General features: G+C 65.7%; 24 protein-coding genes and 2 pseudogenes. 14 read left to right on the forward strand and 12 right to left on the reverse strand.

The window, feature by feature from the left end:
* Positions 1-26 precede the first annotated feature (26 nt).
* Together AC6CID_RS07695 and AC6CID_RS07700 are read right to left on the reverse strand one after the other, a co-directional pair.
* On the reverse strand, positions 27-812 hold the full coding sequence (locus tag AC6CID_RS07695; RefSeq protein WP_498353787.1) for a TIGR03084 family metal-binding protein: 786 nt from the start codon (positions 810-812) through the stop codon (positions 27-29).
* Positions 812-2371, reverse strand: coding sequence for an AMP-binding protein (locus AC6CID_RS07700; RefSeq protein ID WP_498353788.1), 1560 nt, complete (start codon positions 2369-2371; stop codon positions 812-814). Before AC6CID_RS07700 ends, AC6CID_RS07695 begins: the two co-directional genes overlap by 1 nt.
* Before the next feature lie 316 nt (positions 2372-2687).
* On the opposite strand from AC6CID_RS07700, the gene AC6CID_RS07705 reads away from it, so the two are divergent.
* Both AC6CID_RS07705 and AC6CID_RS07710 read left to right on the forward strand, forming a co-directional pair.
* The gene (locus AC6CID_RS07705) at positions 2688-3929 is read left to right on the forward strand and encodes an MFS transporter (RefSeq protein WP_498353789.1); all 1242 of its coding nucleotides are present in this window, start codon (positions 2688-2690) and stop codon (positions 3927-3929) included.
* Between the two features lie 34 nt (positions 3930-3963).
* The gene (locus AC6CID_RS07710) at positions 3964-4884 is read left to right on the forward strand and encodes a LysR family transcriptional regulator (protein WP_498353790.1); all 921 of its coding nucleotides are present in this window, start codon (positions 3964-3966) and stop codon (positions 4882-4884) included.
* A 267-nt stretch (positions 4885-5151) separates the two neighbouring features.
* On the opposite strand, the gene AC6CID_RS07715 is transcribed toward AC6CID_RS07710, so the two are convergent.
* A complete protein-coding gene (locus AC6CID_RS07715; RefSeq protein ID WP_498353845.1) occupies positions 5152-6381 on the reverse strand; it encodes an IS110 family RNA-guided transposase in 1230 nt (409 codons plus the stop codon).
* 426 nt (positions 6382-6807) lie between these two features.
* On the opposite strand from AC6CID_RS07715, the pseudogene AC6CID_RS07720 reads away from it, so the two are divergent.
* A pseudogene (locus AC6CID_RS07720) lies at positions 6808-7204 on the forward strand (helix-turn-helix domain-containing protein); the annotation flags it as partial.
* 1028 nt (positions 7205-8232) lie between these two features.
* Here AC6CID_RS07720 and AC6CID_RS07725 read toward each other — a convergent pair.
* Positions 8233-8817 (reverse strand): acyl-CoA-like ligand-binding transcription factor, encoded by a 585-nt coding sequence (locus AC6CID_RS07725; protein ID WP_498353791.1) that lies wholly within the window; start codon positions 8815-8817, stop codon positions 8233-8235.
* Positions 8818-8974: 157 nt separating this feature from the next.
* Between AC6CID_RS07725 and AC6CID_RS07730 the strand changes: the two genes are divergently transcribed.
* The 3 genes from AC6CID_RS07730 to AC6CID_RS07740 all read left to right on the forward strand — a co-directional run bounded on the left by AC6CID_RS07730 (position 8975) and on the right by AC6CID_RS07740 (position 11150).
* Positions 8975-9268 carry a Zn-ribbon domain-containing OB-fold protein gene (locus AC6CID_RS07730; protein ID WP_498353792.1) on the forward strand — a complete coding sequence of 98 codons (294 nt, stop codon included), beginning with the start codon at positions 8975-8977 and terminating at the stop codon, positions 9266-9268.
* A 470-nt stretch (positions 9269-9738) separates the two neighbouring features.
* Positions 9739-9954, forward strand: coding sequence for a hypothetical protein (locus tag AC6CID_RS07735; protein WP_498353793.1), 216 nt, complete (start codon positions 9739-9741; stop codon positions 9952-9954).
* Positions 9955-10226: 272 nt separating this feature from the next.
* A complete protein-coding gene (locus tag AC6CID_RS07740; protein ID WP_498353794.1) occupies positions 10227-11150 on the forward strand; it encodes a hypothetical protein in 924 nt (307 codons plus the stop codon).
* Positions 11151-11213: 63 nt separating this feature from the next.
* Here the strand turns inward: AC6CID_RS07740 and AC6CID_RS07745 are convergent, their stop codons facing one another.
* Both AC6CID_RS07745 and AC6CID_RS07750 read right to left on the reverse strand, forming a co-directional pair.
* Entirely contained in the window at positions 11214-12227 is a 1014-nt protein-coding gene (locus AC6CID_RS07745; RefSeq protein ID WP_498353795.1) for a site-specific integrase, read from the reverse strand.
* A 5-nt stretch (positions 12228-12232) separates the two neighbouring features.
* Positions 12233-13411 (reverse strand): tyrosine-type recombinase/integrase, encoded by a 1179-nt coding sequence (locus AC6CID_RS07750; protein ID WP_498353796.1) that lies wholly within the window; start codon positions 13409-13411, stop codon positions 12233-12235.
* 693 nt (positions 13412-14104) lie between these two features.
* Between AC6CID_RS07750 and AC6CID_RS07755 the strand changes: the two genes are divergently transcribed.
* Positions 14105-14896 carry a nucleotidyltransferase domain-containing protein gene (locus AC6CID_RS07755; protein WP_498353797.1) on the forward strand — a complete coding sequence of 264 codons (792 nt, stop codon included), beginning with the start codon at positions 14105-14107 and terminating at the stop codon, positions 14894-14896.
* A 21-nt stretch (positions 14897-14917) separates the two neighbouring features.
* Here AC6CID_RS07755 and AC6CID_RS07760 read toward each other — a convergent pair whose 3' ends face one another.
* From AC6CID_RS07760 to AC6CID_RS07770, 3 genes are read right to left on the reverse strand one after another with little or no spacing between them, the layout of a single operon-like run.
* Complete coding sequence (locus AC6CID_RS07760; protein WP_498353798.1) at positions 14918-15175, reverse strand: Atu4866 domain-containing protein; 258 nt, start codon at positions 15173-15175, stop codon at positions 14918-14920.
* Positions 15176-15198: 23 nt separating this feature from the next.
* On the reverse strand, positions 15199-16599 hold the full coding sequence (locus AC6CID_RS07765; RefSeq protein WP_498353799.1) for an amidohydrolase family protein: 1401 nt from the start codon (positions 16597-16599) through the stop codon (positions 15199-15201).
* A 22-nt stretch (positions 16600-16621) separates the two neighbouring features.
* Complete coding sequence (locus AC6CID_RS07770) at positions 16622-16984, reverse strand: Atu4866 domain-containing protein (RefSeq protein ID WP_498353800.1); 363 nt, start codon at positions 16982-16984, stop codon at positions 16622-16624.
* Positions 16985-17028: 44 nt separating this feature from the next.
* Between AC6CID_RS07770 and AC6CID_RS07775 the strand changes: the two genes are divergently transcribed.
* The 3 genes and pseudogenes from AC6CID_RS07775 to AC6CID_RS07785 form a co-directional block, all read left to right on the forward strand.
* On the forward strand, positions 17029-17205 hold the full coding sequence (locus AC6CID_RS07775; protein ID WP_235367013.1) for a hypothetical protein: 177 nt from the start codon (positions 17029-17031) through the stop codon (positions 17203-17205).
* Positions 17206-17331: 126 nt separating this feature from the next.
* Positions 17332-18156, forward strand: a complete 825-nt coding sequence (locus AC6CID_RS07780; protein WP_498353801.1) for an MmyB family transcriptional regulator — start codon at positions 17332-17334, stop codon at positions 18154-18156.
* 80 nt (positions 18157-18236) lie between these two features.
* Positions 18237-18374, forward strand: a pseudogene (locus AC6CID_RS07785) (nitroreductase/quinone reductase family protein); the annotation flags it as partial.
* Between the two features lie 154 nt (positions 18375-18528).
* Here the strand turns inward: AC6CID_RS07785 and AC6CID_RS07790 are convergent.
* From AC6CID_RS07790 to AC6CID_RS07800, 3 genes are all read right to left on the reverse strand, one after another.
* Positions 18529-19188, reverse strand: a complete 660-nt coding sequence (locus AC6CID_RS07790; RefSeq protein WP_006550708.1) for a TerD family protein — start codon at positions 19186-19188, stop codon at positions 18529-18531.
* A 121-nt stretch (positions 19189-19309) separates the two neighbouring features.
* A complete protein-coding gene (locus AC6CID_RS07795; RefSeq protein WP_033097514.1) occupies positions 19310-20416 on the reverse strand; it encodes a DUF475 domain-containing protein in 1107 nt (368 codons plus the stop codon).
* A 104-nt stretch (positions 20417-20520) separates the two neighbouring features.
* Positions 20521-21096 carry a TerD family protein gene (locus AC6CID_RS07800; RefSeq protein WP_006550710.1) on the reverse strand — a complete coding sequence of 192 codons (576 nt, stop codon included), beginning with the start codon at positions 21094-21096 and terminating at the stop codon, positions 20521-20523.
* Between the two features lie 292 nt (positions 21097-21388).
* On the opposite strand from AC6CID_RS07800, the gene AC6CID_RS07805 reads away from it, so the two are divergent.
* The 4 genes from AC6CID_RS07805 to AC6CID_RS07820 are packed head-to-tail and all read left to right on the forward strand — an operon-like array spanning position 21389 to position 26092.
* Positions 21389-22510: a hypothetical protein gene (locus AC6CID_RS07805; protein ID WP_498353846.1), complete on the forward strand. Its 1122-nt coding sequence runs from the start codon at positions 21389-21391 to the stop codon at positions 22508-22510.
* A gap of 29 nt (positions 22511-22539) precedes the next feature.
* On the forward strand, positions 22540-23697 hold the full coding sequence (locus tag AC6CID_RS07810) for an HpcH/HpaI aldolase/citrate lyase family protein (RefSeq protein WP_064060030.1): 1158 nt from the start codon (positions 22540-22542) through the stop codon (positions 23695-23697).
* Positions 23694-24989, forward strand: coding sequence for a phosphoribosyltransferase family protein (locus tag AC6CID_RS07815; protein ID WP_064060031.1), 1296 nt, complete (start codon positions 23694-23696; stop codon positions 24987-24989). Before AC6CID_RS07810 ends, AC6CID_RS07815 begins: the two co-directional genes overlap by 4 nt.
* Positions 24986-26092, forward strand: coding sequence for a cysteine protease StiP family protein (locus AC6CID_RS07820; RefSeq protein WP_006550714.1), 1107 nt, complete (start codon positions 24986-24988; stop codon positions 26090-26092). Before AC6CID_RS07815 ends, AC6CID_RS07820 begins: the two co-directional genes overlap by 4 nt.
* Positions 26093-26127: the final 35 nt, after the last annotated feature.

The following is a 26127-nucleotide window of genomic DNA, read 5'->3' on the forward strand; positions in this document are numbered from 1 at the left end:
GGTGTGAAGCGGACCTTCCGCGCTACTCAGGCGGTGATCGCGCGACGACCGGGGCCGGGGTCGCCCGCATAGGCCTGGACGATATCCAGCCAACGGTCTGCTAGCTCACCGTGCGCCACCACGCGGCAGTCACGACGATTCCGCCGCCGGGTGGCAAGGAGAGCGAAGTCCAGTGCTTCACCGATGACGACCTGACTCGCGCCCTCCGGACCGGATGTCCACAAGTGTTCACCAAGGCGAAGTTCAACGCGGAACGGTTCGGCAGGCGCTGGTAACCCGTGCGTTCGGAACGCGAAGGTCCTCGCCGCGACTGCCAGATGCGTGATGTGGCGCAGACGGAGCGACGAAATAGGTGCGATTCCGAATACGTCGCGTATGTCCTGGCCGTGCGCGAACACTTCCATCAGGCGTGCACTGGCAGCCATCATGGTTCCCATTGGCGGACCGAACCAGGGGATTCGTTCCCCCGCAGGCACTTCCGTGAGCGCTTTCCACACGTCGGCACGTCCGCGACGCCACAGCTCGAGCAACTCGTCCGGTGCGCGCCCAGCTAGCTCGTCGGCGGCTCGATCGATCGTTCCGCTGTCCTCCGTGAAGCGCTCGGCCGACACGGCGAACTCGTCCGGCCGCCGGATGGCCGCGACGAGCATGCCATCCGTCCAGGTCAGATGCCCGATCTGGTGCGCGATCGTCCACGCAGGCGCGGGCGTAGGGGACGTCCACTCCTGGCGAGAAATGCCGCGGACCACCTCGTCGAGTGCGGCGTTCTCGGTCTCGAGATCGGCAAGCACCGTCGACAGCAGGACCACCACTATGCGGCACCGTTCCTGAGCTGATTCTTGAGAATCTTCCCCGTTGCGTTGCGCGGCAGGTCTTCCCGGAACGTGAACTGTGCAGGAACTTTGAAGGGCGCCAGTCGTTCGCGGCACCACGCCCGCAGTTCATCCGGATTAAGCGAGCACCCTTCAGCGCAGACAACGTAAGCGTGGCCGACCTCGCCCCATTTCTCGTCGGCGATCCCGACCACGGACGCGAGCACGATGTCAGGATGCTGGTAGAGGGCGTTTTCGACTTCCGCGGGGTACACGTTCTCCCCGCCGGAGATGTACATGTCCTTCCAGCGGTCCACTATGTGGTAGATGCCGTTCTTGTCACGACGCGCGGCGTCTCCGGTGCGGAACCAACCGTCCGAGGTAATCGCCTTCTCCGTCTCGTCCGGCCGACCCCAGTAGCCGAGCATCGTCATCGGCCCACGGAGCCACAGTTCGCCAACCTCACCCTGCGCGACCTGCTCACCCGCAGTGGTCCTGATGCTGGCCTCGGCGTGCATCACGGGGGTTCCGATGCCCTCGGCACTGTCGGCGGAGGCCGGCATGGTCAGCAGAGTGGAGCCTGCCTCCGTCGCGCCGTACACCGGCATCATTCTGACCCCGGACCGGCTCCATTTGCGAATCATCGCCGCCGGGACAGGGGATCCACCGACGGAGACGACGACCGGGCGCATCCGGAGTTCGTCGAACGTGGGGTGCGCCGACATGAACTGGAACATCGCCGGGACACCACAGAAGTGCGTCACGCCCCGCTCATCGTCCGTGAAGAGCTGGAGTGTCTGTTCCGCATCAAAACTTCTGGTCATAAGCACCGAACCCCCGTGCATCAATGCCGCGTTCGCGTACAGGTGCAACCCGGCGACGTGGAAGGTGGGTAGCACCGACAGCACCACCGACGTCGAGTCGATGCGACCCGCGAACGCCGAGTTCTCGATGTTCGCCTTGACAGAACGGAAGCTGTGGACGGCCCCCTTCGGTAATCCGGTGGTCCCCGAGGTGTAGATGATCAGCCACGGCTCGTCCTCGTCGAGCGAGGTCAGGGCGGCGCGGGGCTGGGACGCCTCTAGCGCTGCCTCGTATCGGTCGTCCTGACCGCCCCAACGCACCGCCGTCATTGCCCGGTCCTTGAGCAAAGCACGCACCGCGTTTTCGTTCTCTTCGTCGAAGAACACCGCCGTCGGCCCGAAATCGTCTGCGATCGCTCGCAATTCGTGAACGGACAGCCGCCAGTTCATCGGCACCAGGATGGCGCCGACGTTGGCGCACGCGTAGAGCAATTCGAAGACATTGGGGTTGTTGTGACTCAGCACGGCAACGCGATCTCCGCGGTTGACGCCGAGTTCCGTGAGGTGACCTGCCAGACGGGCGACGCGATCGGCGATCTCCCCGTAGGTGCGGCTGACGCCGCTCGACAGATCGGTGATGGCAATCTTGCCCGGAACCTGGCCTGCTTGATAGTCGATCCAGGCCGCGTGCCTCCAGCACACGGGCCGGGCTGCTATACCGTCCGCCGCCAGCCTGGTCGCTTGGGCTGTCGCCATTCTGCGTTCCTCCGTGAACTTCTTTGCGATTGTGCTCTGCACGACAACGCTAGAGATCCTCGGACGGAATGGGAACGACGAAAAAACCGACGTCACAGGACGGAAAGTTGTGCTTGACCAGGTTCTGCGACCTTCGTCAACATTCTTCAAGCACTGTGATGCACACCACCTCGAGCGCCGCCGTCCGGACCCGGCACGCCACGGATGCTCGAACTTGCTTCGAAGGAGCCTGACTGTGAGCGACGAACTTCTCGCCTTCACCCACTCACCGGCGGGGTCGTCGTCCGAATCGCCGCCGGCACGAAGGCGAAAGGACATGATCGCGGTCAACATCGGCAACGCCATCGAGTGGTTCGACTGGAACGTCTATGCGATCTTCGCGCCATTCTTCGCAGTGCAGTTCTTCAGCTCCCAGGACGAACTCTCCGCAATGCTCTCCACTTTGGCGATCTTCGGAGTCGGGTTCCTGATGCGACCTTTGGGCGGTTGGATCTTCGGCATCATCGCGGACCGCAAGGGCCGTCGCTTCAGTCTGACGCTGGCGATTTTGCTCGCGGCAGTCGGCAGTCTCATCATCGCGGTCGCGCCCACCTTCGCCCAGGTCGGTGTGCTCGCATCGCTCATCCTGTTGTTCGCCCGACTGATTCAGGGGCTGTCCCATGGCGGCGAGACGGGCTCCGCGTTCACCTATCTCGCCGAGATCGCCCCGAACGACAAGCGCGGTCTCTGGGCATCGACCCCATGGGTGGGTGTCGCGCTGGGCACCATGATCGCTACCGGACTGGGCTTCCTTTTCACATCAGTGCTCACGACCGAGCAGATGAACTCCTTCGGATGGCGTATCCCGTTCGTCGTCGGCGCGGTGCTCGGCGTTTACGGACTGATCATTCGCTTCAAGATGGCCGAATCCGATGTGTACGAAGGACAGAAGGACGACGCCCCGCACAACGTGAGCATGCGTGAGACCTGGCGCATCCTCAAAGAAAACCGCACTGCGGTCAAGTACATCGCCGTGCTGTCGATGAGTGGCGTGGTGGTCTTCTACACGTGGTTCATCTTCGCTCCCTCGTACGCCACATCCGTCTACGGCGTGCCCGCGAACCATGCGCTGCTCGCGGCGCTTCTCGGTCAGGCGGTCTTCCTAGGTCTCATCCCCGTCATGGGTTCCTTGTCCGACCGAATCGGCCGCCGCCGAATGGTGTTCCTTTTCGCCTTCGGATTCGCTGCCGCAGCTTTCCCGCTGGAGTGGATCCTTGCGGACTCGGCGATCCGACTGTTCCTCGCGATGGCGCTCGGTTCGGTCTTCCTGGCAGTATGCTGCGCTCCGCTGGGTGCAATCTTCACCGAGCAGGTCCCGACCAGGGTTCGCGCCACAGTGGTCGGCATCACCTATGGCGGCTGCGCTGCGGTATTCGGCGGTAGTGCCCCATACCTGAACACGTGGTTGTCGAGTCTCGGACTGCACTACCTCTTTGTGGCCCTCCTCGTGGTCCTGGCTCTGGTCACGGCGGCAGTGTGCTGGCGCATGCCCGAAACCAAGGGCATCACAATTCGGTAGGGTGAATGCCGACCTTCGCGGAAGGACGGCTCCGATGGCTCGATTCACGTTGCGGCAACTGGCGTACTTCAAGGCAATTGCCGCAACGGGAAGCATCAGTGCCGCCGCCGCGAACGAGGCCGTCTCCCGCTCCGCACTCACCTCGGCCCTGGACTCGCTCGAGCGTAGCCTGCGGACCCAATTGTTCGTGCGACACAAGGCGCACGGTGTCATCCTCACCCCCACCGGGGAGCGGGTACTGGAGATGGCGACCGTGCTTCTGCACGACGCCGATCAGCTGGAGGCGTCCGTCGAGGAGGGTCACCTGACCGGCACGGTCGCGGTCGGCTGCTTCAGTTCCCTCGGCCCGTTCGTTGTTCCCACGCTCTTCGATGCGTTCGCCGAGCGTCATCCCGATGTGAAGATCAGGGCCTACGCCGAGCCCGAGGACAAACTTCTTCGGCTTTTGGCATCGGGCGAGATTGAGATCGCTATCGGCTACAACATGCACTTGGACCGGTCCTTGACCTCGGTACCGCTCTACGAGACCCGAATGCACGTCATACTCTCGGCCGAGCACCGATTCGCAGATCGGGCAACGGTAGCTGCGAAAGACCTCGCCGACGAACCACTCATCCTCCTTGACACTCCGCCCAGCCCGGACTATGTGACGACATACTTCCGCGACCTGGCGATCGTGCCGTACATCAAACACCGGTTCCCCAGCTTCGAGGTCATCCGGTCCCTGGTCGCGCGCGGTTACGGCTACTCTCTGTACATCCAGCAGCCGGTCTCCCCCTTGAGCTATGAAGGCCAGGAACTGGTTTCGCGGCCCCTCGATCCGCCGCCCCGCTCCGAGCCCGTCTCCGCGTCCTGGCCCAGGGGTCGTCGATTGTCGAGCAACGCCAAGGCGGTCATCGAGGCGCTGGGGGCGAACACCGACCGGATCCGCCCTCGCGATCTCTACGGCATCTGAACTCGGCGAGGCACGCGAGCCCTGACTCCACGTCACCTACCGCATCAAGCATGTCGAGACGATTCCGATAAGACTGGACAGGTGTTCGCCGAACTCGGCATCGCACGAGCAATCGTACGGAGTAATGCTCCAATTGATTCCAAGCGCAACATGACGCCCGGTCACTTCCCGGACCCACCACAGGCAACTCTACAACCCCGGACGCAGCTTCCCGGTTGACACAGACCTCCGATGAGGCGAAGGAGTCAAGCAACCCGCCGCTGCGACCTATGCGGCCACCGCAGGTTGATGCATGCCGAAGGCCTTGACGGGATCGTAGATCTGTCGGGTGCCGAGGCAGTGATATAGCTGACCGAGGAAGCGGTTGAAGAGGTTTCGCAATGCGGCCGGATGTCCATCACCGACACCGCGGTGTCGGTCGTAATGCGCTCGCGCCGGACTCGAATGTGTGATCGCCATGAACGCCCAATTGAAGCCCGCGGCGGCCAGTCGATCGTTCTTGATGCGTCGGTGTGTGACGATATGACTTCGCCCGGAGGCGCGGGTGACCGGTGCGGAACCGGCATAGGCGCGCAATGACCGGGCATCGGCGAACCGGGTTCGGTCGTCGCCGATTTCAGCAAGTACCCGGGCACCGGTGAGCTCCCCAAGTCCCGGAAAGCTGGTCACGATCCCATAGTCGGGGTGCTGACGGAACGCGACAGCAGTGGCCTGGCCGAGCTGTTCGGCGCCCTCGCACGCCGCATTCAGCATGGCCAGCAGTGCGAGCGCCTGCTGGCCCATTGCCTGCTCGACCAACGCTGGGTGACGCAGCTGGGGTTGACGCAGGACGCGATGCACGTTGTCGGTGACCGCCTCGAGGTTGCGTTGCCGCCCACCGCGGCGTAGTGCCGCGGTGATACGCGGTCGGGTCAGCCTTGCGCCGTCGGCCGGGGTCGGCGCGATGGCCAGCACGGCGCGGGCGTCGGCGCCGGCGAGGTTGGTTTGGCCCTTCTCGGTGAACGCGGCCAGGAATCCCGGGTAGTACTCGCGCAGCAGTGAACGCAATTCTTGGACGGCCCGGGTGCGCCGCCATGTGGCGTCCTGGTGGGCGCGCGCAAGCACCGCGACGGACCGAACGAGCTCGCTGTCCGCCGGCAGCGGTCGGTGCCGCTGCCGGTCGGTGCGCAGAATGTTGGCCAGCACCAGGGCATCGGCGTGGTCGCTCTTCGAGCGGGCCGGCGTCCAGCGTTCCCGATAGCGGGCCACCGCCATCGGGTTGATCGCATACACCTGCCGCTCCGTGGCACGGAGCGCGGCGACCAACAGGCCGCGAGGGGTCTCGATCGCGACCGGAACGGGATCTTGTTCGTGGTCGCCGAGCTCGGCGAGCATCGTCAACAGCTCTGCGAGTCCGTCGGCGTCGTCGCCGATACGGCGTTTGGCGACCAGGTTTCCGTCCTGGTCCACCACGGTGACATCGTGATGCCGTTCCGACCAATCGATGCCACAGAGCATCGCCAAGGGGTCCACCTTCTTCCACCTTCGAGTCGACGTCGGCTCTGCAGCCCTGGCGGGGAGCGCGCGGCACTCTAATAGCGAGGCTCGTTGGCCTACCCTCCGATTGAGCCGTTCGCGGTCCCAGCGACCAGCACGACACCCGTCTATGTCCAGAGCTCGAGGCTCGGGTCGGCGAGGCTTGATCGTGCAGGCGGGCAAGAACCATGATCGATAACAGTGTGCACATGTCAGGATCGTCGATCTGCCATTCTGCAGACTTCGCTGAACCGAAAACTCCGAGAACGGCCGATCGAACTCCCGTTCGCTCGGTCTGTGTCAAAGCCTCACCGGGCTCGAGAGGCGCCAGGCGTCAGACAAGTCCGGTCGGCCGTTCGGGTTCTATTAGAGAGGTGCCGTAGCGCCCGCGCGACCTATCTCGGAAGATTGCTTCGTCATCGAACGCTACCGAGACGGCTAACTCAAAGCGCATATCGCCAGCGCAATGGGGATTTCCCGCAAGTGTGTGTCCACCTGGGTGGCCGGCGACGAGACCGAGGGCGAGGCAGGACTGCACGACCGGTCCTCGCGCCCGCACACGATGCCGACCCGAACCGCGGGCGAGGTCGAGGCACGGATCGTGGCACTGCGCACGCGTGAACGGCGTGGACCGGACTGGCTCGCGGCCGAGCTCGGAATTCCGGCCCGCACCACCTTCCGGGTTCTCCGACGCCACCAAGTGCCCCACCTGGCTGACTGCGACCCGTTGACCGGGCACGTGGTCCGGGCGTCGAAGACGACCGCGGTGCACTACGAACGTCGGCGCCCGGGCGAGCTGGTGCACAAGCCGTGGCCTCGGTCCAGACCTTGAGCTGTGACGTCGGCGCGAACCTCCCAGATGCCCCCCACCGACTCGATCCGGTCGCGTGACCTGTAGTGCGCGCGAAGCGCGATGGGTGCACTGCGTGCACTGCGTGCATGCAGTGCACGCAGTGGGGCTGGGACATAGCGCGGGTACTTCGAATCCGGGCCTTCGCGCAGATCACGCTGTCGCCACGGCCACAATCCGAGACAGGGACTCGAAGCGAGGAATAGGCCCGCGAAAGGCCGCGTTGTACCGGTCGGATCGGGTGCGTTTCGTGTCCCCCGGGCTCAACCCTTTGCCTTCACGGATGTCTGTTCGGCTGGAGCCGTGCTGCGCCTTTCGCCGAGAGGCAACCGACCGCACCCGATCCTCTATCCTTCTGCGGTAGGCGTAGAGACGCCCTTCATGGTCGTGACCCGGTCTTTGTGCTGCTCCTACTTCCCGGGCAAGGATGAGCCGATCACCTCGACTGCCGCCTCAGATCTGTTCGAGTTCGGGCAGTGTGTGCACGAGATGCTCGGTGATGCGCCCGTAGCGGCGCCCCTGGTGCGCGCACAGTCCGGTCCGGGATGGCCGTAGGTCTCGGTGACCAGCTCCTGGACGTGCTCACGCACGCTGATCAACGTTGTGTGTGTGGATCGTCGACCGGTGATCAGCGGCGGATTCATGTTGCGACCCCCTATTTTCCTCAGTTCCTGGAACGACTTCCAGGTAGCGGCCACCATCGTCGTTTCGCTCGCATGCGGTCGTGTTCGGCAAGGAGCTCGTCGGTGCGTGTCCACGGCACTGCCCGGCGAAAGGCAGCGCACTGCGAGGAAGGGATCGCTCTCACCTCGGTGACCGCGGCGCACAGCACCTGCGGGCGAATCCTTCACCGGGACCGAGGGGCGCCCCGACCCAAGGGCAGTGAGCTCACGAACAGATCGTGCGCCCGCTCCATATCCTCTAGGCGTCTCACTTCCGCATCCGACACTGCCGCACCCTGGCTCCATGTGAGCCGACGCGCCTCACGCATCCGATTGTTCATCGATCCACGTCTGCAGACTCCGCCCCAACGAGGCCAACGATTTGTCGAGCGCGGACAGCAGGTCGCTCCCGGATGCAGGAACCTCCACACTCTCGCGCAGCAGGGCAAGCACCACGGACTGCACCGCACCCCCGACAGCGTCCGGCACCACCGCCGCCGGACGAGCATCGATACGGGACGCCACGAAGCTCGCCACGACCTCGGCCCACGCCGACCACCGTTGCGCACCCTCGGCCTGCAGCTCCGGTGAGGTGTCCAGAATCCGGAACTGGGCACGCCAGAGACCCGCCTCGTCGAGCAGGGGCGCCCCCGAATCGAGCACCGCGGCCCGAATCGCCTCCATGACTGGTACATCATCGTGCACCGTGTCTAATGCAGCTTGCAGGTCGCGGGTGCCCTCCTGGAGAAGAGACCACACCAGTGCCGCCTTGTTGGGGAAATACCGGAAGAACGTGGTCTTGCTGATCCCCGCGGCCGCCACGATATTGATGATCGACGTCTCGCTGTAACCCCGGTCGCGGAACAGCTCGAACGCGGCGGCCTCGACCTGCGCCCGAGAAGACACCTGCGGACGTCCGCGCCTGCCGGCGGCCATCATGGTCCCCCTTTTTGCTACCCACTCTTGATTTTAGGTACCGACGCCTCGGCCCCCAGGTCACGCCCACCCGCGGAGCACCCGGTTCGGAAAGTTCGTCATCTGGAAGTGTCGGGGCTGTGCCACGGTGCTGGCACCGTCGACGACCCGCTGTCCCGGGTGCGGCTCCGAGCGTCTCGAGCCGGTCGAGTCGGCCGGCGCGGGGGTGATCGTCTCGTCCCGGGTCGTCGACGACGCCCCCGATCCGCTGGGCGGTGCACCCTGCCCATCGGTCCTGGCCATCGTCGAACTCGACGAGGGACCGTGGGTGTATTCGTGGATCGACGGTGAGGTCCTGGTCCGGCCCGGCCGCCGCGTGCGGGTGTCGTATCGATCCACGCAGCCAGGCGAGCGTTTCCCGCACTTCGCACCACGCGACTGACAACGAAATCCGTTCCCGCCCGACCTGAAAGACCGCGCTGAAAGAACAGTGCGGATGCCACAGTGCGGATGCGGCACTCCCCGACCCCGCCAGTGCAGCAAGACGATTCGGCACCGCGATGACCGTCCGCACCCACGCGCTTGCACGGACCGGCGCAGACATCCCCTGCCGCAGACACTCGGGTACGGCCGACGGCCGACTCGAGGGGCTGCAACGACAACCGCCCCCACTGCCTGCAAGAGTGGGGGCGATCCGGGCCGTGACGCCGGGGCGAAATCACAGCACCCGCAGACTAACGCGCGCCGCGCTCGGAACCACCGCACAGCCCGAGTGACATCGAACACCCCACAATCCGCCGACCGAACCCCCTCGTCGCGCGTGCCGCGGTCGCGGGCATCTGCGAGCCGCGCCTGCTCGCCGACCCGGACACCGCGCTAGCCGCGCTCAACGCGTGCGCCGCCGCGACCGACGTGCTCCGACGCGTCCCCGTCCCGCGCAGACGCGAAACCGACGTCCGGGCGCTGCGCAAGGGACTCGGCTACTGCTGGAGCGTGGCCGTCGCCGGGGACCCAGTGCACGGGCTCCCCCTATTCGCGGACCTTGCCCAGGACCCCGACCCCGACGTGCAGTGGATCGTGTGGGAGAACCGCGGCAAGGCGCGGCTACAGCGGCTGCTCGGCGAGTGAGCCGCTACCGTCGGCCGGGACGTGCAGGGCTCAACCCGAAGCTATGCCCACCCGCGAAACGGAAGTGCACGCAGGGAATGCAATGCACGCAATGCGTGTGATACATGCCCTGCGTGCATATTCCCTTCCCTGCCAATAGGGCACTCTTACGTCAACCGTGCGTCCAATTGCCAGTGCAGGTCACGGAGTGCCAGCACGATAAGGACCGTCGGTGCGCAGTGCGTGAGGATAGAGATAGCCAACAGCGCGGGACTGGGAAATAGACTGTGCCGGTGACTACGAAGGTGGTGTCCCCTGCGGTGCTTGTGCCCCTGCAGGAAGCCCTGGCGTGTGCGTATTGGTACAAGGCAGATCTCCGGGCCTTCCTGCGAAGCGCCACAGGAGAACCTGAGCTGATTGCCCAACTCGACTGGAGCAGCGGCTCCTACAAAAGATCCATCGTCCGTCAGCTGGTCACCACGCTCGCCGAGAACCAGCACCGCTATCTCGATACTCTTATCGGACTGATCCTGGCGACCGTCGAAATTGACCCCTCTCCCCTCAAACGGCTCGACGATGGCATCACCAAGTACGAGACCGCAATCGCAGCCCTGAGCGCCCTACGGAAACTGGCTGAGCCGTACCGAGCCATGCGATCGGAAGCCGAGGCTGCAGCGCAGCGTCGACGTCTCGACCAAGAGCGGGCCGAGCGAGAGCAGGCTCTCGCACGCGAGACCGCTGAGCTGCACGCCGAGTTCCTCGCCATGCACTCTCAAGAAGCGCAAGCACGCGGATACGCTCTGGAAGGCTTGCTGAACCGGCTCTTCACGTTGTACGACATCGACGTGAAAGGGCCATTCCGGATCCAGGGAGAACAGATCGACGGAGCCTTCACCTTCGAGGGAACGGACTACCTCTTGGAGGCCAAATGGAGGAAGGAACTGAGCACCACAGCAGACCTGTCGATCTTCGCCGACAAGGTACGGCGCAAACTCGACAATACTCTGGGACTTTTCCTTTCCATCAGTGGATTTCAACCCAACGCCATTGAATTGAGCGGAGACGGTGGGCGACGAATGCTCCTTCTCGCCGAAGGCTACGACCTGATGATGGTGCTCGACGGGCGTATCCGACTCGATGAACTGTTGCGTCGGAAAAAACAGCACGCTGCCCGTACAGGCGAGATCCTCCTTCGTGCCGCGGACCTTCTGATGTAGCGCTTACGATTCCGTGCGGAGTTTGATGAGCGGCTGCGCACTTACCGAGACCGGATCCGCGCTCTATAGCCCTTCCAGCACTCCCATCAGATCCTGGAGTAATGCGTCGGTGCGGGCTTCGATCTCGTCGAAGACATCGGTAAGGCCTTCGAGTGCCTCGTGGGCGCGGCGGCGAGCGACGGTGCCGTGGTCGTAGTAGTTGGGATCGAGCTCGATCTCAGGCTCGACCCAGGTGTCGCTGTCGTCCTGCGGAGGAACAGGCAGCGCCCGGCGCACCGGAGCCCGGTCGGACAGGTGTGCTCGTACCAGTGCCGAGATCGACTGCGGGGTCATCGATTGCGCGTGCGGGAGGTGTCCCCAGCGGTCGATCGGACACAGCAACGGCTGGCGGGCCTCTTCCACATCGAGCGGATCCGCGACGATCTCGACGGGATCGGTGAGGTGATGGCGCAACAGATGGGTGCCGGGGTGCTGGTCGAGAAATGTCTGAATCTCGGCCCACCGCCGATAGATCGAGACCGCAAGATTGTCCCCGGTCTCGGGATCCGGTCCGAGCCGGAACCGTTCACCGGCCCGGGTCGTGATCACGAGGGTGTTGCCGTCGAGGCGGATATCGCGGCGGCGCAGCCGGGTGAGGTCGGTAAAGCTCATCCCGGTGGCAGCGAGAATCAGCAGCAGGGCGTCGCGGCGGCCGAACAGCCCGCTCGGCCATCCGGTGGTGGGCAGCTCGGTGGCGCGCTGCACCAGCACGCGGCCGAGCCGGTCGAGACGCGAAGCGCGGGTGGTGTCGAGGTGCCGGCGCACCGTCTCGCTCCGCCCCGGCGGCGGGTAGCCGTGTCCGGTGTGGACGGCGTTGATCGCTGAGAGTCGGCGCCGCTGCGTCGCGGGCGCGGCCGGGTGCTCACCCAGGAACAGCGCCAGGGTCTCCGGTGCGGCAGGGATCGGCCGACGGTCGGCAGCGGTACACCAGTCGGCGAACAGTGCCCAGTCGTGCCGGTAGCGACTCGGGATGCGTAAGCCGAGGTCGGCATGGTGAACATCGTTGCGGCGATTAGCTTCTCGTTCGGTGCTGGTCATCGCGCTCAAAGTCCCAGGTGGGTGACGGCGTTGCCGATGAGGGGTGCGTGTTCGCGGGCGTAGGTTTCGAGCATGGCGGGGGTGCTGTGCCCGGTCTGGCGCATGATCGCATGCGCGGAGGCGCCGTTGCGGAAGGCCTGGGTGACGAACCCGGCCCGCAGTGAATGCCCACCGAGCTGCTGGACGATCTCGGGGTCGTAGCCGGCCTGGGCGGCGCGGCGCCGGATCGCCTTGTGCACCGCCGCTCCCGACAAGGGCGTGTCGGAGAGGTTGCCGTTCTTGCGGATCGACCGCAACAGCGGTGATGCCGGGACCATGCGGGGCCGCACGCCGCGGCACACGTGCGCCTCGAACGGCTCGGCGGTGCGCAGCAGGCGGATGACGGCGGGGCGGCCCCCGGCGTCGAAGGCGGCGACGACCTGCGTCCACCGCATCCACGCACACGGCGGACAACTCGTGTGGGAGTGGGTGAACGGCAGGGCCCGGATATTCCCCCGCCCCTCCTGATCGGTCTTGGACTTGCGCAGACGGATGTGCAGGCCGTCGAGCCGATGCAAGGACACGTCGCTGCAGGTGAGGGCGACGAGTTCGCTGCGGCGGAACGCCCCGGCGAAGCCGAGCAGCAGGATCGCACTGTCGCGGCGTTCGAGGACCTCGTCCGCCCACCCCTCGCAACGTGCCCGTGCTGTGTCGACGATGGTGACGATGTCGGCGGTGAGCAGCGGCGCCCGCGGACTGCGAGGCCGCTCCCCTGCCGCGGCGTAGTCGCGGCGGATCCCGGACAAGGTCGCGGTGACCAACTCGTCCGCCCCGGGGGCGGGATGACCGGCGCGGCGGTGGTGGAAGCCGATCCCGGCGACCCAGCGGGCCAACGTCGAGGGTGAGTAGGCCCGCTCCCCCACTTCCGTGACCGTGGCGGCCGCGTCGTGGAGGTAGGCGGCGACGGTGAGCGGATGCGCCGGCAACGCCGCGTGCCCTTCGCGCGCGCACCAGGCGGTGAAGCGGTGCCAGTCGGCGGCGTAGTTACGCCGGGTCGACTCCGACCGCGACCGCGCCGCCGTCCCGGCCACCTGCGTGAGGGTCTCGGGCGGTAACACCGGCACGGACGGCGCAGCTGGGTCCGACGAGGTCGGGACAGGCGCGGAAACGTCGTCCGGACGGCGGCTGATCAGGTCATCGGGCACGAAATGGGAGCCTACCGTCCCGTTCGGACAGGTTCTCACCGGAAAACGCGCTCAGCAGGGGTTTCGATCGAGATGGTGCGCTAATGTCAATTAGCGCACCACCACACGTGTTTGACATAAGCAGCCAAACTCCAGCGCTCATCCCCGACCCAGTCCTTCCCTCCGGAAGTAGAGCGTCTCAACTCTTCAGCCCCATCCGAACCGATCGGGCCACATCAGATACACCAAGTCATAGCCTTATGATTAAACCGATTTTCCCACAATAGTTTTCGGCACACGTGCCCTGTCATTCCTTACCAAAACGTGCGACCGAGATCAGACTGTCGATGTACTGTGCCAGATACCAAGAACTTGTTGTGTCAACCAGTAATTTTGGTCGCCTCTCGGTTGCGGATCGAGGCGCTTCGGTGGCATGCTCGCGCGGCCTGTCGACACGAACCACGGTTACCGGGGTAATCCACGATCCATGGCGGTAATGAGCCGATGGAGTCTGCATACCGGTGGTGAGGTCGAGCACGGGCCGTGGATCGATCACATCGCTTCCGACCTGGCCTGCACAGGTCTGCGGACGTGGGCCATCACGGAGGAGACCGGAAAGCTCAGTGACCATACTTGGGTGGCCTGCATCGTGCGCCTCACTACGTAGAGGCATGCATCGTGTGCACGGCACGGTGTGCCGCGCATGATGGGGTGGTGCCGAATATCGATGTAGAGCCATACCTCGAAGCCGTCGTGGACACTGCCCGGGAGGTGCTCGGTGCGGAGTTCGTCGGGGCGTACGCGGCCGGGTCGCTCGCCCTGAACGCCTTCCATCCCGGCCGCAGCGACATCGACATCGCCCTGCTCTGTCGCGACCCCCTGAGCAAAACGGTGAAGCGGGAGTTGATCGCTCGGCTGCGGCACAGCGCCCTGCCATGTCCGGCCCGAGGCCTGGAACTGGTGGTCTACACCATGGCTACGGCGCAGTCGGGCACCGGAGAACCGGGCTTCGAGCTCGAGTTGAACGACGGGCCGGACATGGCCTTCCGGCAGACACTTCAGCCCACAGACCGCTCGGCAGCCGACGGGACGTTCTGGTACGGACTGGACCGCAGCATCCTGCACCAGAGCGGCCGGGTGTTGGCGGGACCGCCGGCCCCGGAGACATTCGCCGAGCTGGCACCGGAGGAACTACAGAGCCTATTGGTCGACTCGCTGCGCTGGTGGATGGCGCTGCCCGGCCCAGCCGATGACCGGCCCGCACCCGGAGCCGACGACGCGGTCCTCGGAGCCTGTCGCGCGCTGGTTCGACATCGCTACGGGAAGTGGCTGTCCAAAATCGATGCCGGCCGACGGTTACTCGGGACCGGCTACCAGCCGGTCGAGGCGATCGAACAGTCCATCGCAGCACGCTCCGGTGAGCTTCCGCCTTCAGGTCGGCAAGCACGGACTTTTCAGGAAGGCGTGCTGCACGAGCTCCTGACTGCGACCGAACGGCCCGCATGACCATCGTCCGGATCGGCACTCCTATTGCCGCGCTCTCAGGTGCCGATACATGACCATTCCCGCGTGGTACAGCACGTCGTCGCGGAACTCACCGTCGGCGGAAAAGCCGGCGTCGTCACGGTAGTAGATCATCGTTCCTTCGATCCGGTAGTCACCGGTGTAGGCAGCTTCCCGGCTGCCGCGGGCCTCGACGTATCGCCTCTCCGGCAGGAGACGCTGGCGGATGTTACCGTCGGCGGTCGCCCACAGTCCGACGAACGGGTGCTCGGCTTGTTTCATGTCCTTCACTTCCCTGGAGGTCGTCACAGTGTCGCCGCCACCCGCCCGATGATGGCGTTGCGGGAACGGATCACGGCGTCGCGTAGGGCGTCGATGTCCTCGTCGACCAGCGAACCCGCCCACTTGCGCGGGTTGCCGGCGACGAGGACCGTGTCGATGTTGCGTGCGTCGGAGCCGAGCACGAGGGTGCCGACGGCGTCGTTGAGCGGCATGTTGTTGATGTCGTCGGCGCGGACGATGAGCAGGTCGGCCTCCTTGCCCGGTGTCAGCGAACCGGTGACGTGCCCGAGCGCGTTGGCCTGCGCGCCTCGCAGGGTGGCGAAGTCGAGGACGTCGCGGGTGGTGATCCGGTTGCGGGTCTCCTCCGTTCCGTATGCAGCATTGGTGGCGCGCATGCGTTGGATGGCATGCAGGGTCCGCATCTGGGTGAACATGTCGCTCGCGAGCGCGACCTCCACGTCGATGCTCAGACCCGGCCGGATCCCGACGGCGAGAGCCTCGTCCACAGCGGGCACCGCCGATTCGAGGCCGATCTGGGCGTCGGAGGTCGGGGCAAGGGAAACCGTGACACCGGCATCCCCCATCGCCGTCCACGCCTCGGGGGTCAGGCCGGTCGCGTGGATCAAGGTGAGGGTCGGATCGAGGATCCCCATCCGTGCCCAGCGCAGGATCGCCTCCGACGACGGTATCCCGAAAACCGCGTCGATGCTCGTCCACACACCGAGATCACGTGCGAAAGCAGCGAGTTCGGGCCCGTAGGCGATCGCAGGTCCGGCGATCTCGTCGGTCGCCAGGGCGGCCAGCCGCACCGTGACGAGACCGTCTGCGGCGCCGTGGAAGTCGCTCACCAACCGGTTCATATCCTTGGGCCATTGACGATCCCACTCACCGAAGTGAGGACCCATCGAGGCATGCACGCCCCGAATTCCGGTGTCGATGAGCGCATTCAGTGCAGCATCGGAGTGCGCGGAAGTGCGGGAGTTGTGCGAGAAGTCGAGCATGGTGGTGATGCCCGAGTCGAGCGCGGTCAGCGCGGCGAGACGGGTACCGATGTACATGTCCTCCGGTGCGTAGTTCGGGGCGACGCCGGCCAGGGTCGACATGACATATTCGCCGAGGTCGGAAACGTCGGGAATGCTCCGGCGCAGTTGCGCTTCCCAGGCGTGACGGTGGGTGTCGACGAAACCGGGGCCGACGATCGCACCGCGGGTGTCGACCACGAGTGCCGAGGCTGCTGCGGCACCGTGCCCGGGATCGGAGCGTAGGTCGGCGCCGATCGCGATGATCTGCGGGCCGACGAGCAGGACGTCGCCGGCGTCGAGGTCCGGGATCGAGGGGTCCATGGTGACGACGGCGCCACCGGTCAGCAGGATCGGACGGTCGCTGTCGTGGGCCGCGGTGAAATCGGCGAGAGTTGTCTTCATTGTGGTGGCTTTCCGATGAGTGTCAGGCGCGGCGGAAGGTGTAACCGGCGTGCTGCAGGGTGCCGTCGACGAATTCGCCGAAGGCCCAGAATCCGAGGTCGTCGCGGTAGTCGATGCGGTCGCCGGTGATCCGATAGGAGCCCTGATATGCATGCGGGCGTCCACCGCGGGTCTCGTCGTAGCGACCGTCCGCGGTCAGGTGCTGGTGCACGAAATCCGTTTCGCCGATACAAGTTCCGAGATGACGGTCCGATGCCACGTCCGTGGCGGCCGGGGTCTCCGTCGGGTCGTCGGCGTGGACCGATCGACCGCCCCAGAGGGTTATCTCACCGTCGACGACGACCGTATGCGCGGCGTCGGCATCATCGATGAATCGTTGCAGCACATCTGTTTCCGAGTCGTCGCGAGAAACGGGCAGGATTGCGAAGGTTGCCGGACACGAGCGCCACCGAGCAGGACGTCGCCGCGGTCGAAATCGCCGATCAGGGCGTCGCCGGTGATGATCCGGGCATTGCCGAACAGGAGCGGACGATGCCCGCCGGCGTTCTCGCGGATGAGTTCGAACAATTCGGGAGTGAAGGGGATGGTCATGTGTACTCCAGATGAGGATCGGGGTGCCGGGAGATCCGGCGAGTTCCACTGTCGGGGCGGATGGGCGGCCGGAACAGGCCGGTGTGTGCCTGGGTGCACCAGGGCCTGTCTGTACCGCATCCGGGGAGCTAGCGTCGTCTCATGGTCTCCACCGAACTCGGAACCTTCCTCAAGGCGCGACGCGGACACGTGCAGCCGTCGGATGTCGGTATCACGGCGCAGTCGGGGCGGCGGGTCTCCGGTCTGCGTCGCGAGGAAGTTGCCATGCTCGCCGGTGTCAGCGTCGACTACTACACGCGACTCGAACAGGGTCGCGAACGGAACCCGTCTCCGGCGGTTCTCAACGCCCTCGCCGGCGCACTGGCTCTCGACACCGACCTGCGCGAGCACCTGTTCCGTCTCGCCGGACTGGCTCCGACACCGCCCACTCCGGTGCGGAAGACCGTGGACGATTCACTGCGGGAGCTTCTCTCATCCTGGTCGCACACACCCGCGCTCATCATCGACCGCCGGTTGGATGCTCTCGCGTACAACGAGCTCGCCGGTGCGCTCTACAGCGGCTTCGAGCGCATCGACAATCTCGTGCGCATGACCTTCCTCGATCCCTTCGGGCGCCGCTTCTTCACCGATTGGGAGCGCGCCACGACGTCGTGCGTCGCGAATCTCCGGCTCGCTCTGGGCCACACCGGCTCGGTCGACGACGTTCGTGCCCTCGTTCTCGAGGTGCACGATGCGAGCGCGGAGTTCCGCGAACTGTGGAATCGGCACGATGTGCGGGGCAAAACACACGAGGCCAAGGAGTTCCGGCATCCTGCCGTCGGCGATCTCGTCCTCGAATACAACGCATTCGACGTTCGCAGCGCACCTGGACATCAGTTGATCGTGTACCGGGCCTCTGCCGGCTCGCCCAGTGACGACAAACTTCGGCTATTGGGATCCTTGGCGGCGACCACCGACCGCTCGTGATTCCTCGTTCCGGACCCCGTGGTCCTCTGCATGATTATGGTGGTTCGTAGCCGACTGCAGTAGCCAGGAGGATTTCTCCCATGAGTTCGTCCGACGACTGGAATGCGCAGGTGATCGCCGAGTTCCGGGCCGACGGAGGCCGGGTCGGCGGCAACTTCGAGGGTGCGCCCATGGCGCTCGTGCATCATCGTGGCCGCAAGACCGGTCGAGCAGAGGTCGAGGAGAAGACGCGCGGGAAACGCACCATTGCGGTCCTCGCTCTCCGACGACGCTGACCTGCTTGCACCCCTGGAACCACCGAGATCCCGCCGACATGCGCCGGCGGGATCTCCCGTGACCGGCCACCAGGCCGGAAAGAATTCGCACTAGGGGCTACTTACGCCCCGCCTGCCACTGCATGCCCCACCCGAACGCGCGGTCGAGGTCGGACTGGCTGCCGTCGATGTACTGCACGAGACGCTCGACGGTGATGCCCTGCCCGGTGTTCTGCAGCATCGCGATCGCGCAGATGCGCGCGCCGTTGTTCGGCGAGTCCAGGCGCACCTCGATCTGCGGACCCGACGGCGGGGTCAGCGTCACGACGCCGTCCACGGCAGCCCAGTTCGGCGCTCCTTCGTAGATCATCGCGAAGATCAGCACACGCTTGAACAGTTCGGGGCGCTCGAGGTTGACGTGCATGTTCTCGCCGCCGGTGTTCGAGCCGGTGCGGTCGTCGCCGTCGAGGTGGATGTACGGCGGGGTGTTCAGCGCGCCGAAGCTGTTCCCGAGCGCCTGAATGACTCCCTTGGAACCATCGGCGAGTTCGAACAGGCAGCCGAGGTCGAGGTCCACGCCGCCGCTCGCGCCCGTGAGCTTCGCGAGGAAGCCCTTCTTCTGCTCACCACGCGACCAGTTGAGGTTCACCCGCGTGACGCCCTGCCCGGACCCGGCCTTCGACAGGCTCACGGTCGGGGATTCCTTGGTGAGGTTGATCTTGCTCAGGTTGACGCCGCCGGCGTTCTGTTCGGGCTTCTTGTTGTAGTCGATGGCCATGTCGAGCCTTTCGTCGGAGTGCTGCGCGGATGCGCACGGGGTACGGAAAAGCGATGGGAGCCCTCGATCCGAGATGTCGGATCGAGGGCTCCCATCGGCATGTGGTTCGAACTGTCGAGGATCAGGGGATGCTGGTCTTCACAGCATCTTCGCCTTCTCTCGCCGCGATCTTGCGGTTGCGGTAGATGCTCGAGGCGAATGCCGCACCGATCAGGGCGACACCGACGAGGCCGGTGATGACCTCCGGCACGTGGGTGCCGATCGAGTACAGCAGGATCAGTGCCAGCGCACCGATGGCCCAGTGAGCACCGTGCTCGAGGTACACGTAGTCGGACAGCGTGCCCTTGCGCACCAGGAAGATGGTGATCGAGCGGACGAACATCGCGCCGATGAAGCCGAGGCCCAGGGCGATGATGATCGGGTCGGACGTGATGGCGAAGGCTCCGATGACACCGTCGAACGAGAACGACGCGTCGAGCACCTCGAGGTAGAGGAACAGGAAGAAGCCGGCCTTACCGGTGGCCTTCGCGAGGCCGCTCGGTCCGCCGCTGGGCTCTTCGCCTTCCTCGGGGATGTGGAACATCTCGCCGAGTCCGTTGACCGCGATGTAGGTGATCATGCCGAGCGCGCCGGCGATCATGACGGTCGAGACCTTGTCCTCGGGTGCGATCACGGTGGCCGTGATGAGCAGCAGCGCGGTGGCGACGACGACCTCGAGCTGCTCGAGCTTGCCGGCCTTCGCGAGGGGACGCTCGAGCCATTCGAGCCACTTGATCTCGCGATCTTCGAGGATGAAGTGCAGGAAGAGCATCAGCAGGAACATGCCGCCGAACGCCGCGATCTGCGGATGCGCATCGGTGATCAGGGTCTCGTAGCTGGGGCTGCCGTCCGGGAAGTAGGCGGCTCCGTCCGGCGGCGGATTCAACGCGAGGTCGAGTGCCGCGATGGGGCCGAGTCCGGACGCCACCCACACGATCGCGAGGGGGAACACCAGACGCATACCGAAGACGGCGATGAGGATGCCGACGGTGAGGAAGATCTTCTGCCAGAACTCGCTCATCCGCCGCAGCACGGTCGCGTTGATGACCGCGTTGTCGAACGACAGCGAGACCTCGAGGATGCCGAGGATCACGCAGAGGAACAGAGCCTGCGGGCCGCCGTAGAGGAAGGCGACCACGAGGGAGACGACGGTGACCGCGAAGGATGCACCGAATATTCGCAGAACCACGAAGCGTGGCCTTTCTAATCGGAATCAGGGCGTTGCAGGGTGGTTACTGCACGTCGGCTCCGGCTTCGGTACTGCGACCGAAGCCGGAACCCGGAAGAAACGAACTAGACGTTGACGCCGTAGTCGCGGGCGATACCCGCGAGACCGGACGCGTAGCCCTGGCCGATGGCGCGGAACTTCCACTCCGCACCGTTGCGGTACAGCTCGCCGAAGACCATGGCGGTCTCGGTCGAGGCGTCCTCGGACAGGTCGTAACGAGCGAGTTCGTTGCCGTTCGCGCGGTCGACGACGCGGATGTAAGCGTTGCGGACCTGGCCGAACGACTGGCTGCGGGAATCGGCATCGTAGATCGAGACCGGGAAGAAGATGCTCTCGATGTTCGCCGGGGTGGCGGCGAGGTCGACGTTGATGACCTCGTCGTCGCCTTCGCCCTCACCCGTGCGGTTGTCACCGGCGTGCTCGATGGCACCGTCGGGCGACTTGAGGTTGTTGAAGAAGACGAAGTGCTGGTCGGAGACGACCTTCTTGTCGGCCCCGGTAGCGATGGCACTGGCATCGAGGTCGAAGTCGGTGCCGGTGGTGGTGCGAACGTCCCAGCCCAGGCCGACGGCCACTGCCGTCAGGTTCGGAGCTTCCTTGGTGAGGGAGACGTTTCCGCCCTTGGTCAAGCTGACGCCCATGCGGGGTCCTTTCGATCGTTCCAACGGTCGACGTACCGGTATAGGGCACGCCCGGTGTGCGTTTCTCCCCACACTAGTTGTTGCCGTGGGGTACGCCCATATCCACTATGCCCGGTCCCGCGCCTCACTTCGTGACCCGCACGAACCACAGTTCCGACCGGCGGAAAGGTGACGGATCGGCCCGGTGGACGTGCGCCCAGTACCATTCGGTTCTGTGGCGAGCCGATGGACGCGCCGCCTGTTCGGCGGGGGAAACACGGAAGATCCCGCGGCTCGTCGTGCACACGATGCGATGGTCGCGGCGTTCCTCGACATGGACAAGCGCCAGTCCGTCATCGAGGCCGGTGTGGCCGCGTCCTACGAGCTCGAACCCGAACGGCACCTGCTCCGTCAGTGGGATCCCATCCGTCAGGCGTGTTATCGCGCCGGTGAGACGTATCTTCAACTGGCAGTTACGGATCCGGAACAACCGCTCGAACCTGCTCCGGCCTACGAGCAGGCACTGCGGCAGATAACCGAAGCAACACGAACACTTGATGAATTCTTCGGAAACAACCGGGGACACCTCGAGCACATGACGACCGTGGCGAACACGGTGCCCGAGCTGGCACACCGGATGCGTACCGAAGCGCGCAACACCCTCGCCGCGACGCAGACCCCGGATTTTGTTTCCTTTGCGAACTATCCGTCGGTCCGATCCGCCACCGAAACGCTCGAGAAGGCCCTGAACAGCCTCGATGCAGCGCACAGCGTGGGCGCGACCCGCACAGCGGCCCTCCGAGTCCAAGAGGCGACCACTGCTCTGCTCGACGCCCTCGCCGCAGCACCGGGGCGCCGCGACGAAGCCGTTCGCACCCTCGCCTCGGTCACCACCAGGATCGGAGCGGTCCGGACCCGTGCGGAAGGTCTCGCCCCGGCCTTCTCCGCGCTGTTGCGCGAGTTCAATGCGGCCAGCTCCGCCGACCTGTCCGGGAACGAGAAACAGGCCGCCGAACTGCTCGCTCGCGCCGAGGACCAGCTCGGACGCGCACGGGCGGCGGCGAAGGACGGCCGCCCCGAGGAAGCGCTCGAGCTGGTCGCGGCGATCCGCGCCGAGCTGTCACGCGCCGAGGAACTCGTCGACGCCGTGACCGCACGACTCGCCACGCTGCGCTCCGTCCGGCAGAATCCGGGGGCCAAGGTCGACGAGGTACGGTTCCGCCTCCGTGACGCACAACACCTGGCCGTGCAACGCGGTCTCACCGCAGAATGGGGTTCCGTTCTCGACTCGCAGTTGAGCCGGATCGACAGGGCCGTCGACGCACTCACCGGTGTGCACCCCGACTACTGGGCCTACGTCAGAGATTTGGATGCGGTGTCTACCTTCATCGCAGGAGTGGTCGATCGGATGAGAGGACGGACCGAGAACGCATGAGGGGGGCCACGCTTACCGAAGTGCGCGCCATGCAGCACTTTCGGCATCTCGACGGCGCGACGATGGAGGAGTTGTTCCTGCACCGTCCCGAGCCGTTCGGGCACAGCGACGATCGCGACCGCCTGGCGACCGCTCTCGGCGCCACGCTCTACGTACCCGCGACGCGCGGAGATCTCGTCACGACCATCTCGAAACGTGCGGCCGAGGGTGTGACGTCGATGGTGCTCGACCTCGAGGACGCCGTCGCCGACGACGAGGTCGAGCAGGGCCTGCAGAACGCCGTCGCGACACTCGATGCGCTCGCCGAACGCGGACCGACGCCGATGATGTTGTTCGTCCGTGTCCGCACCGCCGACGGTGTCGGGCGGATCGCGTCTATGCTCGGCGCCGGCAAGGCCGTGCTGACCGGATTCGTGGTGCCCAAGTTCACCGCACACACCGGCCCCGTCTTCCTCGAGGCGGTGGCCGCGGCGTCGGACCTCCTCGGCCGTCACCTCTACGCGATGCCCGTCATCGAGTCGGCCGAGGTCGTCCACCGCGAGACCCGCGACGGCGAATTGCGTGCGATCTCAAGCATCCTCGCCGAACATCGCCACCGCATCCTCGCCGTCCGGATCGGCGCGACCGACATGTGCGCGACCTTCGGTATCCGGCGCGACCGCGACCTGACGATCTACGACGTCCGGGTCGTCGTCGACGTGATCGCCGACATCGTCAACCACCTCGGGCGAACCGACGGAACGGGTTTCGTCATCACCGGGCCCGTCTGGGAGTACTTTGCCGACCACGAACGCATGTTCCGACCGATGCTGCGCTCGACACCCTTCGAGGAACAGGATGCCGTGCTGTTCCGTCAGCAGCTCGTCAGCCGCGACCTCGACGGTCTGCTGCGCGAGATCGCCCTCGACCGCGCCAACGGCATCCAGGGCAAGACCGTCATCCATCCGTCGCATGTCGCTGCGGTGCATGCCCTGTCGGCCGTGACCCACGAGGAGTTCCACGATGCGACCGACATCCTCGATCGCGACACCGGTGGTGTGCAGGCCTCGGGATACGGGAACAAGATGAACGAACGACGACCCCACCGTACGTGGGCCGAGCAGACCCGGTTGCGCGCGTCGGTGTTCGGTGTCACCCGCAAGGGGATCACCTTCGTCGATCTGCTGACGGCGTTGGTGGACCGATGACCGATATTCTCGACATCCCCTGGGCCACCGCAGAGCTCGGTTTCGCTCTCGAACATGCGGAGTCGTCATGTGGCTTCACGGTTCCCGAGCTCGTCAGGCCCGGGCTGCGACGCAATCCACGGCGTGCGCACCTGCTCGTCTCCACGGTTCTCGGCAAGCACATCCCCACCGAACCGGCCGCGGTGCGCGGCGCCGGTCACCGGCTCGGCCGGCTCGTCACCGACCTCCTCGGCGATGCGGCATCCGACGCCGTCGTCATGGGATTCGCCGAGACCGCAACGGGTCTCGGTCACTGTGTGGCCGACGCCCTCGACGCCGCATGCTGTCTGCATTCGACGCGACGCCAGGTTCCCGGAGCGGAGGTGCTCACCGGATTCGAGGAGGGGCACTCGCACGCGACCTTCCACCTGCTGCAGCCGACCTCCGGCGCACTGTTCGCCAACGCCGCGCCGCTCGTGCTCGTCGACGACGAGATCTCCACGGGAGCAACGGCCCTCGACGCCATCCGCGCGCTGCACCGCGATCATCCGCGTAATCGTTACGTCCTCGCCTCCCTCGTCGACATGCGGTCGGAACAGGATCGCCGCCGGACGGCAGAGGTCGCCGCGGAACTCGGCACGAGCATCGAGCACGTGAGCCTGGCCGCCGGACGATCCGTCGTCCCCGACGATCTCGTCGCGCGGGTCGCGGCGTTACCCGACCCTCTCCTCAATCCGGTGGGGGAGCAACGCGGCGACGTCCGGTTCCTCCACGCGGCGTGGCCGTCCCATGTGCCCGACGGCGGGCGGCACGGGATGTTGCGCACCGACGCGGCGGCCTTCGACGCGGCTCTGTCGACGCTCGCCGACACGATCGCGGACGTACGCGACGCCCGGCGACCCGCCGTCGTCGTCGGACACGAGGAATTGATGTATCTGCCGCTGCGACTCGCCGAGGCACTCGTCGACCGCGGCACTCCCGCGCTGTTCCAGACCACGACCCGCTCCCCCGTCCACGTGATGGACGTCGACGGATATCCGCTGCGCCGCGGATTCCGTTTCACCGCACCCGAACACATCGACAGCGAGTTCGAGAACGAGGTGCCGCGCTTCCTCTACAACGCGCAGTGGTCTACGTCCACCGAGGTCCGCGCCGAGCTGATCCTCGTCATCGATTCGCCCGCCGACACCGACCGCCTGCGCGCACCGGGAGGTGTTCTCGACGTGCTCACTGCTGCCGGTGAGGACGTCCTCGTCGTGATCGTGCCCGCCACCGATCCGACGGTGCTGCGCACCCACAGGGAGACCGTATGACCGTGCCACTGACCGGACCCGAGTTCGGCTCCTACGCGCCCGACGAGGTGACGTGGCTGCTCAAGGATCTCTCCCACGCCGACCTCGAGGGCGACATCGCCGAACGGGAGGCGCGGATCCAGGCGGGTCTCGCGCACTACGCGGAGTCCCTGCCGATCGAGTACCAACCCGACGCCGCCTACCGCGAACTGTTCGACAAGGCACTGGCCGGCACTGCGGGCCGGTTGGCGCACGCGGTGGGCACGGTCACCGAACTGCTTCTCTCCGAACGCGGAACCGACCTGACCCTCGTGTCGCTCGCGCGGGCGGGCACCCCGATCGGCATCCTGATCCGTCGATGGGCGCTGCACCACCACGGTCTGACGCTGCCGCACTACGCCGTGTCGATCGTCCGGGGTCGCGGCATCGACTCCGCCGCTCTCGACCACATCACCGCGCGGCACGCTCCCGCGTCGGTCGTCTTCGTCGACGGCTGGACGGGCAAAGGCGCGATCGCGCGTGAACTGTCCGCTGCGCTCGCCGAATACACCGCGCGAGGCGGTCCCGTCCTGTCCGACGATCTCGCGGTACTCGCCGACCCCGGCCACTGCGTCCGCACCTACGGCACGCGCGACGACTTTCTCATCGCCTCCGCCTGCCTGAACTCCACCGTCTCCGGACTGGTCTCACGAACTGTCCTCAACGACAGCCTGATCGGCCCCGGGGAGTTCCACGGCGCCAAGTTCTACGCCGAGTTGGCCGCGGACGACGTGTCGAATCATCTGCTGGACGCCGTCGCCGCGGAGTTCGACACGTGCGGCGACGTCGCATCGGCCGCGCAGGCAGTGCTCGAATCCGACCGCACCCCCACCTGGGCCGGCTGGGAGTCCGTCGAGCGGGTGCGGGCGCAGTACGGCATCTCGAGCGTCAACTTCGTCAAACCCGGTGTCGGAGAGACCACCCGCGTGCTGTTGCGCCGCGTTCCCTGGAAGGTTCTGGTGCGCGACATCACCGCCGACGAGCACGCCCATATCCGGATGCTCGCGGCCGCTCGCGACGTTCCCGTCGAGGAGGTTCCCGACCTGGCCTACTCCTGCATGGGACTGATCAAGGACCTGCCGTGACCAGCACTGCGACCGCACTGGTCGCCACCGATCTC

This window comes from Rhodococcus sp. GQ147, from assembly GCF_059759155.1.